This window comes from Streptomyces sp. NPDC048604 (genome assembly GCF_043199435.1).
In the GTDB taxonomy this organism is placed as follows: Bacteria; Actinomycetota; Actinomycetes; order Streptomycetales; family Streptomycetaceae; genus Streptomyces.
In genome coordinates this window covers 17,695-31,746 of sequence record NZ_JBICVX010000002.1, presented here as the reverse complement: position 1 = coordinate 31,746, position 14,052 = coordinate 17,695, and the positions used below count along the sequence as shown (strand labels likewise).

General features: G+C 70.6%; 14 protein-coding genes. 8 read left to right on the top strand and 6 right to left on the bottom strand.

Annotation, left to right across the window (positions count from 1 at the left end):
• The first annotated feature begins 231 nt into the window (after window positions 1–231).
• The 3 genes from xseA (at window position 232) to ACGFMM_RS03935 (ending at window position 2,440) form a co-directional block, all read left to right on the top strand.
• Entirely contained in the window at window positions 232–1,458 is a 1,227-nt protein-coding gene (gene xseA, locus ACGFMM_RS03945) for an exodeoxyribonuclease VII large subunit (protein ID WP_393642868.1), read from the top strand.
• 26 nt (window positions 1,459–1,484) lie between these two features.
• Window positions 1,485–1,730 (top strand): exodeoxyribonuclease VII small subunit, encoded by a 246-nt coding sequence (locus ACGFMM_RS03940; RefSeq protein ID WP_393642866.1) that lies wholly within the window; start codon window positions 1,485–1,487, stop codon window positions 1,728–1,730.
• A gap of 116 nt (window positions 1,731–1,846) precedes the next feature.
• Window positions 1,847–2,440, top strand: a complete 594-nt coding sequence (locus ACGFMM_RS03935) for a malonic semialdehyde reductase (RefSeq protein WP_393642864.1) — start codon at window positions 1,847–1,849, stop codon at window positions 2,438–2,440.
• Window positions 2,441–2,524: 84 nt separating this feature from the next.
• Here ACGFMM_RS03935 and ACGFMM_RS03930 read toward each other — a convergent pair whose 3' ends face one another.
• On the bottom strand, window positions 2,525–3,058 hold the full coding sequence (locus tag ACGFMM_RS03930) for a DUF4245 domain-containing protein (protein ID WP_393642863.1): 534 nt from the start codon (window positions 3,056–3,058) through the stop codon (window positions 2,525–2,527).
• Between the two features lie 118 nt (window positions 3,059–3,176).
• Here ACGFMM_RS03930 and glpX point away from each other — a divergent pair, with 118 nt between their 5' ends.
• A complete protein-coding gene (glpX, locus tag ACGFMM_RS03925; RefSeq protein ID WP_393642861.1) occupies window positions 3,177–4,211 on the top strand; it encodes a class II fructose-bisphosphatase in 1,035 nt (344 codons plus the stop codon).
• Between the two features lie 117 nt (window positions 4,212–4,328).
• Here the strand turns inward: glpX and ACGFMM_RS03920 are convergent, their stop codons facing one another.
• Complete coding sequence (locus ACGFMM_RS03920; protein ID WP_393642859.1) at window positions 4,329–4,700, bottom strand: WhiB family transcriptional regulator; 372 nt, start codon at window positions 4,698–4,700, stop codon at window positions 4,329–4,331.
• A 141-nt stretch (window positions 4,701–4,841) separates the two neighbouring features.
• Window positions 4,842–5,561 carry a DUF1707 domain-containing protein gene (locus ACGFMM_RS03915; RefSeq protein ID WP_393642858.1) on the bottom strand — a complete coding sequence of 240 codons (720 nt, stop codon included), beginning with the start codon at window positions 5,559–5,561 and terminating at the stop codon, window positions 4,842–4,844.
• Between the two features lie 220 nt (window positions 5,562–5,781).
• On the opposite strand from ACGFMM_RS03915, the gene ACGFMM_RS03910 reads away from it, so the two are divergent.
• On the top strand, window positions 5,782–7,458 hold the full coding sequence (locus tag ACGFMM_RS03910; protein ID WP_393642856.1) for a fumarate hydratase: 1,677 nt from the start codon (window positions 5,782–5,784) through the stop codon (window positions 7,456–7,458).
• A gap of 69 nt (window positions 7,459–7,527) precedes the next feature.
• Here the strand turns inward: ACGFMM_RS03910 and ACGFMM_RS03905 are convergent, their stop codons facing one another.
• Together ACGFMM_RS03905 and ACGFMM_RS03900 are read right to left on the bottom strand one after the other, a co-directional pair.
• Window positions 7,528–8,187: a hypothetical protein gene (locus ACGFMM_RS03905; RefSeq protein ID WP_393642854.1), complete on the bottom strand. Its 660-nt coding sequence runs from the start codon at window positions 8,185–8,187 to the stop codon at window positions 7,528–7,530.
• Between the two features lie 25 nt (window positions 8,188–8,212).
• Window positions 8,213–8,998 carry a hypothetical protein gene (locus tag ACGFMM_RS03900; protein ID WP_393642852.1) on the bottom strand — a complete coding sequence of 262 codons (786 nt, stop codon included), beginning with the start codon at window positions 8,996–8,998 and terminating at the stop codon, window positions 8,213–8,215.
• 458 nt (window positions 8,999–9,456) lie between these two features.
• Between ACGFMM_RS03900 and ACGFMM_RS03895 the strand changes: the two genes are divergently transcribed.
• Complete coding sequence (locus ACGFMM_RS03895; protein ID WP_393642850.1) at window positions 9,457–10,086, top strand: HAD family acid phosphatase; 630 nt, start codon at window positions 9,457–9,459, stop codon at window positions 10,084–10,086.
• Between the two features lie 64 nt (window positions 10,087–10,150).
• Here the strand turns inward: ACGFMM_RS03895 and ACGFMM_RS03890 are convergent, their stop codons facing one another.
• Window positions 10,151–11,677: a ricin-type beta-trefoil lectin domain protein gene (locus ACGFMM_RS03890; RefSeq protein ID WP_393642848.1), complete on the bottom strand. Its 1,527-nt coding sequence runs from the start codon at window positions 11,675–11,677 to the stop codon at window positions 10,151–10,153.
• A gap of 143 nt (window positions 11,678–11,820) precedes the next feature.
• Between ACGFMM_RS03890 and ACGFMM_RS03885 the strand changes: the two genes are divergently transcribed.
• Window positions 11,821–13,221, top strand: coding sequence for a class II fumarate hydratase (locus ACGFMM_RS03885; protein ID WP_393642846.1), 1,401 nt, complete (start codon window positions 11,821–11,823; stop codon window positions 13,219–13,221).
• A 44-nt stretch (window positions 13,222–13,265) separates the two neighbouring features.
• Complete coding sequence (locus ACGFMM_RS03880) at window positions 13,266–13,940, top strand: DUF402 domain-containing protein (RefSeq protein ID WP_393642844.1); 675 nt, start codon at window positions 13,266–13,268, stop codon at window positions 13,938–13,940.
• Window positions 13,941–14,052 lie beyond the last annotated feature (112 nt).

The following is a 14,052-nucleotide window of genomic DNA, read 5'->3' as shown; positions in this document are numbered from 1 at the left end:
GGGCCGCGGGGGGGGGGGGCGGGGGTTGTGGCGGGGGGGGGGGGGGGGGGGGGGGGGGCGCCGGGGGGGGGGGGCGCGGCCCTGCGGGCCGCGATGACTCCCCCACCCCACCCCTTCCCGAAACCCTGCCGGGGGCCGGCGGGAGGCGGGAAGTGGGGCTGCGCCCCGGAGCGCGTACGGCCCCTGTGCGCGCTGGGGGGTGTTGTCGGCGGGGGACACTACGCTCGGTGCATGGCTTTGACTACGTCTGCCGAGGCACCGTTGCCCGTCGGGGAGATCTCGCGGTTGATCGGGGGGTGGATCGACCGGCTGGGGGCCGTCTGGGTCGAGGGGCAGATCACGCAGCTGTCCCGGCGGCCCGGGGCCGGGGTCGTGTTCCTGACCCTGCGGGACCCCTCGTACGACATCTCCATCTCCGTCACCTGCTACCGCCAGGTCTTCGACGCCATCGCCGACGTCGTCTCCGAGGGCGCCCGCGTCGTCGTGCACGCCAAGCCCGAGTGGTACGCCCCCCGCGGGCAGCTCTCGCTGCGGGCCGCCGAGATACGGCCGGTCGGCGTCGGCGAGCTGCTCGTCCGGCTGGAGCAGCTCAAGCGGGCCCTGGGCGCCGAGGGGCTGTTCGCGCCCGAGCGGAAGAAGCCCCTGCCCTTTCTGCCGCAGCTCGTCGGGCTCGTCTGCGGCCGCGCCTCCGCCGCCGAGCGCGACGTCCTGGAGGTCGCCCGGCGCCGCTGGCCCGCCGTCCGGTTCGAGGTGCGGAACGTCGCCGTGCAGGGCGTGCACGCCGTCCCGCAGGTCGTCCAGGCGGTCAAGGAGCTCGACGCCCACGGCGACGTCGACGTGATCGTCGTGGCCCGCGGCGGCGGCAGCGTCGAGGACCTGCTGCCGTTCTCCGACGAGCAGCTCATCCGCGCCGTCGCCGAGTGCCGCACCCCCGTCGTCTCCGCCATCGGCCACGAACCCGACTCCCCCCTCCTCGACCTCGTCGCCGACCTCCGCGCCGCCACGCCCACCGACGCCGCCAAGAAGGTCGTCCCCGACGTCGGCGAGGAGCTGGAGCGCGTCCAGTCCCTGCGGGACCGCGCCCTGCGCACCGTCCGCGGGCTGCTCGACCGCGAGGAGCGCGGGCTCGCCCACGCCCTCGCCCGCCCCGTCATGGAGCACCCGCGGCGGATGGTCGAAGAGCGAGACGCCGAGCTGGACGCGCTGCTGGCCCGCAGCCGCCGCGTCCTCGGCCATCACCTCGACCGCGCCGACTCCGAGCTCTCGCACACCCGCGCCCGCGTCCGGTCCCTCTCCCCCGCCGCGACCATGGAGCGCGGGTACGCGGTCCTCCAGCGTGCCGACGGGGCCGTCGTCCGCGCCCCCGAGGAGGTCGCCGAGGGCGAGGAGCTGCGGGCCAGGGTGTTCGAGGGGGAGTTCGCCGTCCGGCGCGTACCTCAGCCCCCGTCCCAGTCGTAGTCGTCAGAAACGCGAAGGTGGAATTCATGGCAACCCGTACACCCGACGAGACCGCGCCCGGTTACGAGCAGGCGCGCGACGAGCTCATCGAGGTCGTGCGCCGGCTGGAGGCCGGCGGGACGACGCTCGAGGAGTCGCTCGCTCTCTGGGAGCGGGGCGAGGAGCTCGCCAAGGTGTGCCGCCGATGGCTGGATGGCGCCCGTGCCCGGCTCGACGCCGCCCTCGCCTCCGCCGAGGAGGGCAGTGGCGAAGTGGTCGCTGACCAGGACTGATACGAAAAGTCGCTGTGAAGCGGATCACCATCCGCTTCGTTTAGTTGAAAATTAACCAATCTCGCCGTACCTTTCAAGACATCGCATCACCCCTTGCACGTCCGGAAGGTACGCACATGTCCCTCGTTCTCGACCCCGCCGCCCAGGACCTCCTCTTCCGCGAGGCCCGCACCGCCAACGCGTTCACCGACGAGCCGGTGACCGAGGAGCAGGTCCAGGCGATCTACGACCTGGTCAAGTTCGGGCCGACCGCCTTCAACCAGACCCCGATGCGCGTCACCCTGGTCCGCTCCCCCGAGGCCCGCGAGCGCCTGGTCGCGCACATGGCCGAGGGCAACCAGGCGAAGACCGCCTCCGCCCCGCTGGTCGCGATCCTCTCCGCGGACAACGAGTTCCACGAGGAGCTCCCGGAGCTGCTCCCGCACTTCCCGCAGGCCAAGGACCTCTTCTTCGCCGAGCGTCCGGTCCGCGAGCAGTCCGCGCTGATGAACGCCGCGCTGCAGGCCGCGTACTTCATCGTCGGCGTCCGCGCCGCCGGCCTGGCCGCCGGCCCGATGACCGGCATGGACTTCGCCGGCATCCAGAAGGAGTTCCTGGACGACGACCACAGCCCGCTGATGGTGGTCAACATCGGCAAGCCGGCCGACGACGCCACCCCGTTCCCGCGTTCCCCGCGCCTGGCCTACGAGGACGTCGTCACCACCGTCTGACGCCCCCGAGCATGACGAAAGGCCCCGCACACCCTGTGTGCGGGGCCTTCGCCGTGCTCGGGTCAGATCCTCACGTACCTCACGTCACGCCTTCTTCGACCGCAGCGCGCCCGCCATCTCCGCCAGCCGGTCCAGCGAGGCCGTGCCGGTGACCACCGTCGTCGCCCGGCCCTCCGTGCGCACCAGGGCGTCGTACTTCGCGCCCTCCCACACCTGCCACACCTGACCGGCCACCGTCCGGGTCTTCCCGGACGCCTTGGCCTGCTGGGTGACCTCGGGGACGTACTTCTTCGGCTCCGCCGTCGACTGGTACAGCGCCGCGTACTGCGTGTCCGGGGTCAGGAAGCCGAGCTGCCAGCGGTCGTTCTGCTCGCGCCGGTACGAGACGACCGTCGCCTTCCAGCCCTCGCCCAGCCCCTCGGGGGCGAGCACGGGGTACGGTGCGGCGCGCTGCGCCGTCAGCAGCTCGACCCGGTAGTCCTTCGCCTTGACCGGGTCGGCATCCTCGTCGTGCGGGATGAAGAGATACATGACGCCGGCGGCGACCATGATCACCGCCAGCGACTGGAACATTCCGCGTACTGTCTGCCTGCCTCGCATACCTGCCACGCCCCCCATGGTCGCATCATGGTGTTGTGCTCATCCGTGGGCCCCTCTGCTCAATTTGTCGACCTGACGATAGAGTCAACGCACCCTCTCGTTTTCCGGCCGTCGCCGTACAGAAAGGTGCGCTCCGATGACCGAACATCACTCGCTGCCGCCCGAGCTGGAGGTCTCTCCCGAGGCCCCCGACCGCAACCTCGCCCTTGAGCTGGTCCGCGTCACCGAGGCCGCAGCCATGGCCGCGGGCCGCTGGGTCGGCCGCGGTGACAAGCTCGGCGCGGACGGCGCGGCAGTCAACGCCATGCGAACCCTGATCTCCACCGTCTCGATGAACGGCGTCGTCGTCATCGGCGAGGGCGAGAAGGACGAAGCCCCCATGCTCTTCAACGGGGAGCGGGTCGGCGACGGCACCGGCGCCGAGGTCGACATCGCCGTCGACCCGATCGACGGCACCACCCTCAACGCCAAGGGCATGCCGAACGCGATCGCCGTACTGGCCGCCGCCGACCGCGGCACCATGTTCGACCCGTCCGCGGTGTTCTACATGGACAAGCTGGTCACCGGCCCCGAGGCGGCGGACTTCGTCGACATCGACGCGCCCGTCTCGGTGAACATCCGGCGGGTCGCCAAGGCCAAGAACTCCTCCCCCGAGGACATCACGGTCGTCATCCTGGACCGCCCGCGTCACGAGGGCATCGTCAAGGAGATCCGCGAGACCGGCGCCCGGATCAAGTTCATCTCCGACGGCGACGTCGCCGGCTCGATCATGGCCGTCCGCGAGGGCACCGGCGTCGACATGCTCATGGGCATCGGCGGCACGCCGGAGGGCATCATCTCCGCCTGCGCGATCAAGTGCCTCGGCGGTGTGATCCAGGGCAAGCTGTGGCCGAAGGACGACGCCGAGCGTCAGCGCGCGCTGGACGCCGGTCACGACCTGGACCGTGTGCTCTCCACGAACGACCTGGTCAGCGGCGACAACGTGTTCTTCGTCGCCACCGGCATCACCGACGGCGAGATCCTGCGCGGGGTGCGCTACCGCGCCGAGACCGCCACCACCCAGTCGCTGGTCATGCGCTCGAAGTCCGGCACGATCCGGCAGATCGACTCCACGCACCGGCTGTCCAAGCTGCGCGCGTACAGCAAGATCGACTTCGACCGGGCCAAGTAACCGGGCCAAGCAGCCGGGCCAAGTAGTCGGTTCACGTAGTACGAAGAGGGGCGCCCCCATGTGCGGTGGGGGCGCCCCTTCCCGTACGGGCGAAGAGCCGTCGGAAGCAGCGGCCCGTCAGCCGGCCTGGGCGATCTGCTCGGCCGAGGCGGCCTTGCGCAGCTCCACCTCGCGGCGGCGCCGGCGGGCCAGCACGACCCGGCGCTCGGCGGCCGTGAGCCCGCCCCAGACGCCGTACGGCTCGGGCTGCAGCAGTGCGTGCTCCCGGCACTCGACCATCACCGGACATCGGGCGCAGACCCGCTTCGCGGCCTCCTCGCGGGAGAGCCGGGCGGCGGTCGGCTCCTTGGAGGGGGCGAAGAACAGTCCGGCCTCGTCGCGGCGGCACACCGCCTCCGCATGCCAGGGTCCGGCCTCGTCCTCCCGTGCGGGCGCGCGCTGGGCCGGGACGGCGGCGGCGTGGAGGGGCTGATGCGGCAGTTGCAGCACGGTCTACTCCTGACGACGGCTTCGCGAGCGAGAGACGATGCAGCAGCCCTACCCGCTGTGCGCGCGCCTATGCACCGAGTGGCCCGCCGCGTACCGAACTGCGGGCAGCCGTGGGCGGATTCCGGTCACCCGGCGGCCCGTTCAGTGGCCGAGGTGCTTGCGCAGCCTGTCCTGCAGATCCGCGATGAACTTGCCGCGCTTGGGACGGGCCTCCACATTGCCGAACACCGAGTAGCCGTTGACCACAACGACCGGGGCCTCCGGGTCGGGCGCCTCCAGCGTGCGCACCTCGAAGTTGCCGAAGACGCCGGTGCCGTTGCCGCGCAGCGAGATGTTCTCGGGGACCCGGACCTCGACGTTGCCGAAGATCGAAGTGGCGTTGATCGTGGTGAGCCGCTGGGCGAAGATCGCCTCGGTCAGGTCGATCTCGACGTTGCCGAACAGCGCGAACGCGTTGGTGCGGCGGCCGACCCGCCAACGCCCCTTGCGGGTGTTGCTGGAGAAGATCGCGACCATGTTCTCGGCGGGTGCCGCGGTCTCGTCGTCGGGGCCGTACGCGTACCGCTCCTCGGGCGCCGCCGGGCGCTCGCCGCGCGGCGCGGGCAGGTCCCGTACCAGCGGCTCCAGTTCGCCCATGGTCTTCGCCCGGTAGACGGCTTCGATCCGCTCGCCGTGCTCCTCCGCGTCGAGCCGCCCCTCGGCGAGCGCGTCGCGCAGGATGTCCGCGATCCGGTCCCGGTCGGCGTCCGAGGCCCGCAGCGCGCCCGCCGCGTCGGCGACGGCGGGCTCGGCCACGGCCGGCTCGGCGGTGGGCCGGTCGGGGGTGACCGGCTGCTTCTGGGGCTGCTTCTCGAGGTCCACGGAGCCAGCCTAGCGAAACGCGATAGATCGCGACTAGGGGGCGCGACGGCCGCGGTCGGGAGAGCACGGCGAGCATGTGAATACGCCACACCGGCGCGGTACGGGCCCCGAGTGAGCCTTACCTCACAGGATCCGGGCCGCGCCCGCGTCCTACCCTGGAGGGCGCGCCCGCCAACGGAGGCGGCGCGCTGCTGTCGCCGAGTGAGGAATGGCTGCCGTCATGCCAGAGTTTGCGTACTCCGATCTGCTCCCCCTGGGAGAGGACACCACGCCCTACCGCCTGGTGACCGCCGAAGGCGTCTCCACCTTCGAGGCCGACGGCCGTACGTTCCTCAAGGTCGAGCCGGAGGCGCTGCGCACCCTCGCCGCCGAGGCGATCAAGGACATCCAGCACTACCTGCGCCCGGCGCACCTCGCCCAGCTGCGGAAGATCATCGACGACCCGGAGGCGTCGAGCAACGACAAGTTCGTCGCGCTCGACCTCCTCAAGAACGCGAACATCGCCGCCGCCGGCGTGCTCCCCATGTGCCAGGACACCGGCACCGCGATCGTCATGGGCAAGCGCGGCCAGAACGTGCTGACGCAGGGCCGCGACGAAGAGGCCCTCAGCAAGGGCATCTACGACGCGTACACGAAGCTCAACCTCCGCTACTCCCAGATGGCCCCGGTGACCATGTGGGAGGAGAAGAACACCGGCTCGAACCTGCCCGCGCAGATCGAGCTGTACGCGACCGACGGCGGCGCGTACAAGTTCCTCTTCATGGCCAAGGGCGGCGGCTCGGCCAACAAGTCCTTCCTCTACCAGGAGACCAAGGCGGTCCTGAACGAGGCCTCCATGATGAAGTTCCTGGAGGAGAAGATCCGTTCGCTCGGCACCGCGGCCTGCCCGCCGTACCACCTGGCGATCGTCGTCGGCGGCACGTCCGCCGAGTTCGCGCTGAAGACCGCGAAGTACGCCTCCGCGCACTACCTGGACGAGCTGCCGGCCGAGGGCTCGGCCGAGACCGGCCACGGCTTCCGCGACAAGGAGCTCGAGGAGAAGGTCTTCGAGCTGACGCAGAAGATCGGCATCGGCGCGCAGTTCGGCGGCAAGTACTTCTGCCACGACGTCCGCGTCGTCCGCCTGCCCCGCCACGGCGCCTCGCTGCCCGTCGCCATCGCCGTCTCCTGCTCGGCCGACCGCCAGGCCGTCGCCAAGATCACCGCCGAGGGCGTCTTCCTGGAGCAGCTGGAGACCGACCCGGCGCGCTTCCTGCCCGAGACGACGGACGAGCACCTCGAGACCGGGACCGAGGGCGACGTCGTCAAGATCGACCTCAACCAGCCCATGGACGAGATCCTCGCCGAACTGACCAAGTACCCGGTCAAGACCCGCCTCTCCCTCACCGGCCCGCTCGTCGTGGCGCGCGACATCGCGCACGCCAAGATCAAGGAGCGCCTGGACGCGGGCGAGGAGATGCCGCAGTACCTGAAGGACCACCCGGTCTACTACGCCGGCCCGGCCAAGACCCCCGAGGGCTACGCCTCCGGCTCCTTCGGCCCGACGACGGCCGGCCGCATGGACTCCTACGTCGAGCAGTTCCAGGCGGCGGGCGGCTCGAAGGTCATGCTGGCCAAGGGCAACCGCTCGAAGCAGGTCACCGACGCGTGCGGCTCGCACGGCGGCTTCTACCTCGGCTCCATCGGCGGCCCGGCGGCCCGCCTGGCCCAGGACTGCATCAAGAAGGTCGAGGTCGTCGAGTACGAGGAGCTCGGCATGGAGGCGGTCTGGAAGATCGAGGTCGAGGACTTCCCGGCGTTCATCGTCGTGGACGACAAGGGCAACGACTTCTTCCAGAACCCGGCCCCGGAGCCGACGTTCACGCACATCCCGGTGCGCGGCCCCGGTCTCGGCTGATCCCCGCGGCAGCACGTGCGTGCCGAGAGCCCCTGGCGTCCGCCAGGGGCTCTCGCCATGCTCGGGGCCTTACCCCCCGCCGCTCGGCGGTGCGACCCTCCGGTTCAGCCACGGGGCGAAGACCGCGGCGGCCACGAAGGTCCCCGCCGCGCTCAGGACCGCGATGACGACCGGGAGCGTCGGCGGCTGCAGCATCGCGTACAGCGGCGATCCGGGGACCACGAGACCCCATACGGCGAAGGAGATGCAGGCCATGATCGTCTCGGCCACCGGCTTTCCCTCCTTCGCGGCGCCCGTGTCACCGGCTGGCTCGGCGGGCTGCGGCGTGGCCGCCGCGACGCCCGGCGGCAGCTGGTCGGATGCGCGGCCGTTCTCCCTCTCCCTGCGGCGTTCATCCTTCCGCTCGACGCTCGCGAACACGTACGTGACGTTGAGCGCGATCGCGGTCGCGAGGATGCAGCCTCCGTAGAGCGTCCAGCGCAGCGGCACATAGGACGCCGTGGGGTCGTCCTTCAGCACGCCGGTCAGCACGCCGAGCACGGACGTGTACAGCACGATCACCTCGGTGGGCAGCGCCGCGACGAGAGCGTCCGAGGTGACCGCACCGGCGGCCCCGGCGGTATCCGTAGGCCCGGTCGCCGCCGGCCAGGCCCTCGCTCCGCGGACCGTGTCGTCCGGGGCGGGGGAACGCCGACGGTGAGCCGTGACGGCAAGCGATCCGATGCTCATGGCCGTTCCTCCTGGGAGAGACCCCTCAGAGAGTCACCTGGATCTGCACTCCGTGGGTCAGACAGGAGTCCAGATCCTGGATGTACTGGTGGTCGAAGAACCGCGGCGTCGTCCCCGCGCCGCCGACGAAGTGCCCGAGCATCGAGCCCTGGTGAGGGCCGGCGGTCACCATGGCCAGACTCCCGGAGTCGCCCCGCTGAAGCCGTCCGGAAGGACCGAACTGCCACACGTTCAGCCACTGGCGTTGCGCGTCGCCGAGTTGGTTCAGCGCTCCGTTCACCGTTCCGGCCTGCGTGCTCGACGGCCCACCGAAGACGGCTACTTCCGTCGTCACGTACGGCGGCTGCGGAGCCGGAGTGACCCCCGCATGGGTGACGCTCGCCACGGTGTCACCCGGATCGTCCAGTACGACCACGGCGTAGTCGTAGCCTCCGGAAGGTCCGGCGCCCAGCGGATCCTGCCAGTCGACGACCGTGCCGGTCACCCACTTCGGACCTCCGGGGCCCGTGGCGTGGACATCGACCTGCACGTTGCCTCCGGGGACGAGATGACCGGCCGTGATGAAGGCTGGTGCGACTCCTACTCGGCAGGGCACGCCGACGGTCGCGCTGGTCGCGGGACCGCGGGCCGACACCTCGTCCGTCGGTCTCACCTGGCAGGCGGGCACCGGCCGGCCTGACAGATCGATCACGGTGTCGTACGGGACCTCCCAGGACTCCAGCAGGTCCAGCAGACGCGCGTTCCGCCTGGTGGTCCGCAGAGCAGACAGCGGATAGCGCCCCGGGGGAAGGTCGAGACCATCGGCTTGCACCTCGTCGTGACTTGCGACGACGAGAGGGTGAACCCATGCCGCGTACTGCGCAGGCGAAGGGTTGCCCGACTTCCTATGCCCCTTCTCGTGCGCCTCCGCCGGAGAGGGCATCCATTCCCCGGACACCTCGGGAGCGCTTCCCACTCCCCAGACCAGCGGCTGGCCGGGGGGCTCGAGGGACGCGAGGTACTCCCTGTAGTTCCCGAGCAGATGCTGCACCGTCGCGTAAAGCCGCTGGTTGGTCTCATCGCTCCACCACATGGGGAGCCACCTCCCGCAGGCAGGATTCACCGCCAGGATGGGGCCGCTCACCCCCAGGCACGAGCGGCGTTGGGCCGTTCGAGTGAACCCGTCCGCTCAGAATCTCGCTACCGACCGGTAGCCATCCGGACACCTACTGGTCAGTATTGGCCGCGAGCATGTCAACACTGAGCCGGTCGACCACTCGGGAGCCCCCCATGCCCTCCACCCCCACCAAGGCCAAGGCCGCTGCGGCCCTCGGCCTCACCGCCGTCTTCGTCGTCGGGCCCGCGCCCGCGGCGTTCGCGTCGGACCCGGACAGCCACCTCACGTCCACCGCCGCGATCAAGCACGTCGACTACACGACCTGGCGGAACGACGTGGCGGCCGTGATCGACCAGGCCCGGCCGTACATCGAGAAGCGGTCCGAGAAGGCCGGAAGCGAGAAGCAGGCGATCGTCCTCGACATCGACAACTCCTCGCTGGAGACGGACTTCCACCCGTTCTGGGAGCTGCCGACCCCGGCCATCCCCGAGGTACGCGAGCTGGTCGCGGACGCCCACGAGCGCGGGGTGGCGATCTTCTTCGTGACCGCCCGCCCGGGCATCATCTACTCGCTCACCGACTGGAACCTCAAGCGGGCCGGCTACCCGGTCGACGGGCTGTACGTGCGCTCGCTGCCCGACCTGTTCGCCGAGGTCAGCGCGTACAAGACGGAGAAGCGCGCGGAGATCGAGGCCAAGGGCTACACGATCATCGCGAACATCGGCAACAACACGACCGACATCGTCGGCGGGCACGCCGAGCGGGCGTTCAAGCTGCCGGACTACGACGGCAAGCTGTCCTAGATCACGACATGACGAGAGGCCCGGCCGCCCCCCGGCGGCCGGGCCTCTCGTATGCAGGCAGCCGTTACGCGAAGCGCTGGTTCGCCCCGCCGTTGCAGCTCTGGATCCGGATCGGCTCCCGGGCCGCCGACTGCGTCAGGCACATGCCCGTCGCGGCCGCCGGGCGCAGGGTGGCTCCGAACTTGACGAACTTCTGGTTCGCACCGCCGTGGCAGTTCCAGATCAGCAGCGCCGTGCCCGCCGGGTACGACGTGCTGGGCACGTCCAGGCAGCGGTCCTGGGTGAGGCCGGTGTGGACGGTCTGCCGGGCGGAGTCGTACCACCAGGTCTGGTTGCGGCCGCCGTGGCAGTCCCAGCCGAGGACCTTGGTGCCGTTGGTGCTGGTGGCGGCGTCGACGTCCACGCAGTTGCCGGTCGCCTCGTTCTTCAGCGGCTTGTAGACGTCGTCCCAGGCCACGGGGAAGAGCGCGGGCCTGCCCGTCGAGTTCACGTCCGCGCAGCTCGCCTCACGCAGGCCCGAGTCGTACAGCTGGGTCAGGCAGGACGCGAAGGCCGCGTGGCCGCGGGCGTTCGGGTGGAAGGACTGCCGGACCGAGTTCTCGTCCGGCGTCCCGGGCTTCGACAGGTCGATGTACAGACCGCGGGCCCAGGGGTCCTCCATGCAGACCTCGTGGCCGTGGAACAGCCGCGAGTTGTCGAGGTACGTCGCCCCGGTCGACTGGGCGGCCTTCCGCATGCCCCGCTCGAAGGCGGGTACGGCGGCGTTGCGGCCCCAGACGGTGTCGGAGTCGTAGCCCATGCCGCCGCAGATCAGCTTCCCGGGGAAGTTCGGGTTGTCGCGGAAGTCCGGGCCGATCGGGCTGGGGTAGCCCATGAGCACCAGCTTGTAGTCGCCGTCCCCGTACCCGGCGTCGCGCATCACGGTGCGCAGGTCGCGCACGGTCTGCTCGACCTTGGGGACGAGGGCGTCGACGCGGGCCTGCCAGCCCGGGGCGTACTTGGGTTCGCAGGCGCCCTGGGAGAGCAGGTAGCGGGTGACGCAGTCGGTCATGACCGGGCCGAACTGCAGGTCGTCGTTGGCGCCGGCGACGAGCAGCACCATCTTGATGCGGGTGTTGCGGGCCTTGATGGCCAGGTTGTCGCTCTGGACCAGTTCGTCGGCGTACTGCTTCGAGCCGCCGATCTTGATGTTGCCGCTGTACGCGCCGGAACAGGACACGTTGAACGTGAGGTCCGCGGGGATCGCGGTGCGGTGGACGGCGGCCTCCGGCGAGCGGTGGCACCAGTTGGTGGGGCCGTTGGTCGGCGGCTCGTAGGTGCCGACGCCCTCGCCGGAGATCTCGCTGTCGCCGAGCGAGATCAGGCCGGTCTTGCGCTGGGCGAGCGGCCTCTCCTCCGGGCTGCCGTAGATCTTGGTGGCCTCGGCCGCCCGGATCGCCTCCAGCTCGGGCGGGAGCGCGACGGCGGCGGCGGCGCGGGGTGCGGTCTCGGCCGCCCCGGCGGGTGCGGCGGCCGTCATGCCTCCGATGGCTGCGGCGGCCGCGGCTCCGGCCGCGATCGCCCATCGGAGTCTGTACCTGGTGCGCCTCATTGCGCCTCCTGGTGTGTGGGGTTACCCACGGTTTTTACTGGCCGGTACGCGTAAGGGGAATACACGTAACAAGACAACTGCTCATCTTTTTGGGGAGGTTCGGGGGTTCGCCCCCCGACGGCACCAGCAGGAGGTTGAGGACGATGAACGAAGAGACCGGCCCCGGATACCGCATCGAGCACGACTCCATGGGCGAGGTACGGGTTCCCGCGCACGCCAAGTGGCGGGCCCAGACCCAACGGGCCGTGGAGAACTTCCCGCTGTCCGGACAGCGCCTGGAGCGCGCCCACATCGAGGCCCTGGCCCGGATCAAGGCCGCCGCGGCCAAGGTGAACGCCGAACTCGGGGTGATCGACGCGGACGTGGCCGGCGCGATCCAGGAGGCCGCCGCCGAGGTGGCCGAGGGCCACTGGGACGAGCACTTCCCGGTCGACGTCTTCCAGACCGGCTCCGGCACCTCGTCCAACATGAACACCAACGAGGTCCTGGCCACCCTGGCGAGCGAGCGGCTCGGCCGCGACGTGCACCCCAACGACCACGTCAACGCCTCGCAGTCGTCCAACGACGTCTTCCCGTCCTCCATCCACATCGCGGCCACCGCCGCCGTCACCGCCGACCTGATCCCCGCCCTCGATCATCTGGCCGCTTCCCTGGGGCGGAAATCAGCCGAATTCGCGGACGTCGTGAAGTCCGGCCGCACGCACCTCATGGACGCCACCCCGGTCACCCTCGGACAGGAGTTCGGCGGCTATGCGGCGCAGGTCAGGTACGGGATCGAACGGTTGCACGCCGCGCTGCCCCGGCTCGCCGAACTCCCGCTCGGCGGCACCGCCGTCGGCACCGGCATCAACACCCCGCCCGGCTTCTCCGCCGCCGTGATCGCCGAGATCGCCCGCGCGACCGGGCTGCCGCTCACCGAGGCCCGGGACCACTTCGAGGCGCAGGGCGCGCGGGACGGCCTGGTCGAGACCTCAGGCCAGCTCCGTACGATCGCGGTCGGCCTCACCAAGATCTCCAACGATCTGCGCTGGATGGCCTCCGGGCCCCGCACCGGCCTCGCCGAGATCAACCTGCCCGACCTACAGCCCGGCTCCTCGATCATGCCCGGCAAGGTCAACCCGGTCGTCCCGGAGGCGGTCCTGATGGTCGCCGCCCAGGTCACGGGCAACGACACCACCGTGGCGGTGGCCGGCGCGGCCGGGAACTTCGAGCTCAACGTGATGCTGCCGGTGATGGCCAAGAACCTGCTGGAATCCGTACGGCTTCTGGCCAACGCCGCCCGGCTGCTCGCCGACCGCACCGTCGACGGCATCACCGCGAACGCCGAACGGGCCCGCGAGTACGCCGAGTCGTCGCCGTCCGTCGTCACTCCTCTGAACAAGTACATCGGCTACGAGGAGGCCGCGAAGGTCGCCAAGCGGTCGCTGGCGGAGCGCAAGACCATCCGCGAGGTCGTTCTGGAGTCCGGATACGTGGAGCGCGGCGACCTGACCGTCGAGCAGTTGGACGAAGCGCTGGACGTGCTGCGCATGACGCATCCGTGACCTTCGCCGCAGCGGCCGGAGAGCGCCCCACCTAAGATCTGCGCATGACAGCATCGGCGACTTCGCAGGACACCGCGCACTGGGCGCCCGGGGACCGCATCCTCTGGCGCTACCGCGACATCGGCTCCGGTGACGTGCAGATCTGCCGGCCGGTGACCGTCGTGGAGGACACCGACGAGCTGCTCGCGGTCTGGATGGCGCCCGGCACCGAGTGCGTCAAACCGGTGCTCATGGACGGCACCGCCGTCCACCAGGAGCCGCTCGCCACCCGCTACACCGCCCCGCGCACCACGATCCGCGACCACTGGCGCGGCGCGGGCGTGCTGAAGCTGGCGCGGCCCGGCGAGCCCTGGTCGGTGTGGCTGTTCTGGGACGAGGGCTGGCGGTTCCGCAGCTGGTACGTGAACCTCGAACTGCCCCGGACCCGTTGGTCCGGCGGGGTCGACTCCGAGGACCACTTCCTGGACATCTCGGTGTACCCGGACCGCAGTTGGCTCTGGCGGGACGAGGACGAGTTCGCGCAGGCCCAGACCTCCGGACTGGTGGACGCGGCCCTGGCCGGCCGGGTCCGGGAGGCGGGCGCGGCGGCCGTGGAGCTGATCGGCACGTGGGGGCCGCCGTTCTCGGACGGCTGGGAGCGGTGGCGGCCTGATCCGGCGTGGACGGTGCCCGAACTGCCGGCCGACTGGGACCGCACCCCGGCGCACACGGCGCCGTGAGACCCTTGATGCGCCCCCCGGGTTCAAACGTAGGATCGTCCTCCGCAAGCCCGTGACGCATCAAGCAGCGCATCAACCAGTGAGAACAGCACAGGACCTGACCGTAAGTCAT

Excerpts from the sequence above, each read along its gene's own strand:
- xseA (WP_393642868.1), top strand. The coding sequence starts at position 232 with ATGGCTTTGACTACGTCTGCCGAGGCACCGTTGCCCGTCGGGGAGATC.
- ACGFMM_RS03940 (WP_393642866.1), top strand. The coding sequence starts at position 1,485 with ATGGCAACCCGTACACCCGACGAGACCGCGCCCGGTTACGAGCAGGCG.
- ACGFMM_RS03935 (WP_393642864.1), top strand. The coding sequence starts at position 1,847 with ATGTCCCTCGTTCTCGACCCCGCCGCCCAGGACCTCCTCTTCCGCGAG.
- ACGFMM_RS03930 (WP_393642863.1), bottom strand. The coding sequence starts at position 3,058 with ATGGGGGGCGTGGCAGGTATGCGAGGCAGGCAGACAGTACGCGGAATG.
- glpX (WP_393642861.1), top strand. The coding sequence starts at position 3,177 with ATGACCGAACATCACTCGCTGCCGCCCGAGCTGGAGGTCTCTCCCGAG.
- ACGFMM_RS03910 (WP_393642856.1), top strand. The coding sequence starts at position 5,782 with ATGCCAGAGTTTGCGTACTCCGATCTGCTCCCCCTGGGAGAGGACACC.
- ACGFMM_RS03905 (WP_393642854.1), bottom strand. The coding sequence starts at position 8,187 with ATGAGCATCGGATCGCTTGCCGTCACGGCTCACCGTCGGCGTTCCCCC.
- ACGFMM_RS03895 (WP_393642850.1), top strand. The coding sequence starts at position 9,457 with ATGCCCTCCACCCCCACCAAGGCCAAGGCCGCTGCGGCCCTCGGCCTC.
- ACGFMM_RS03890 (WP_393642848.1), bottom strand. The coding sequence starts at position 11,677 with ATGAGGCGCACCAGGTACAGACTCCGATGGGCGATCGCGGCCGGAGCC.
- ACGFMM_RS03885 (WP_393642846.1), top strand. The coding sequence starts at position 11,821 with ATGAACGAAGAGACCGGCCCCGGATACCGCATCGAGCACGACTCCATG.
- ACGFMM_RS03880 (WP_393642844.1), top strand. The coding sequence starts at position 13,266 with ATGACAGCATCGGCGACTTCGCAGGACACCGCGCACTGGGCGCCCGGG.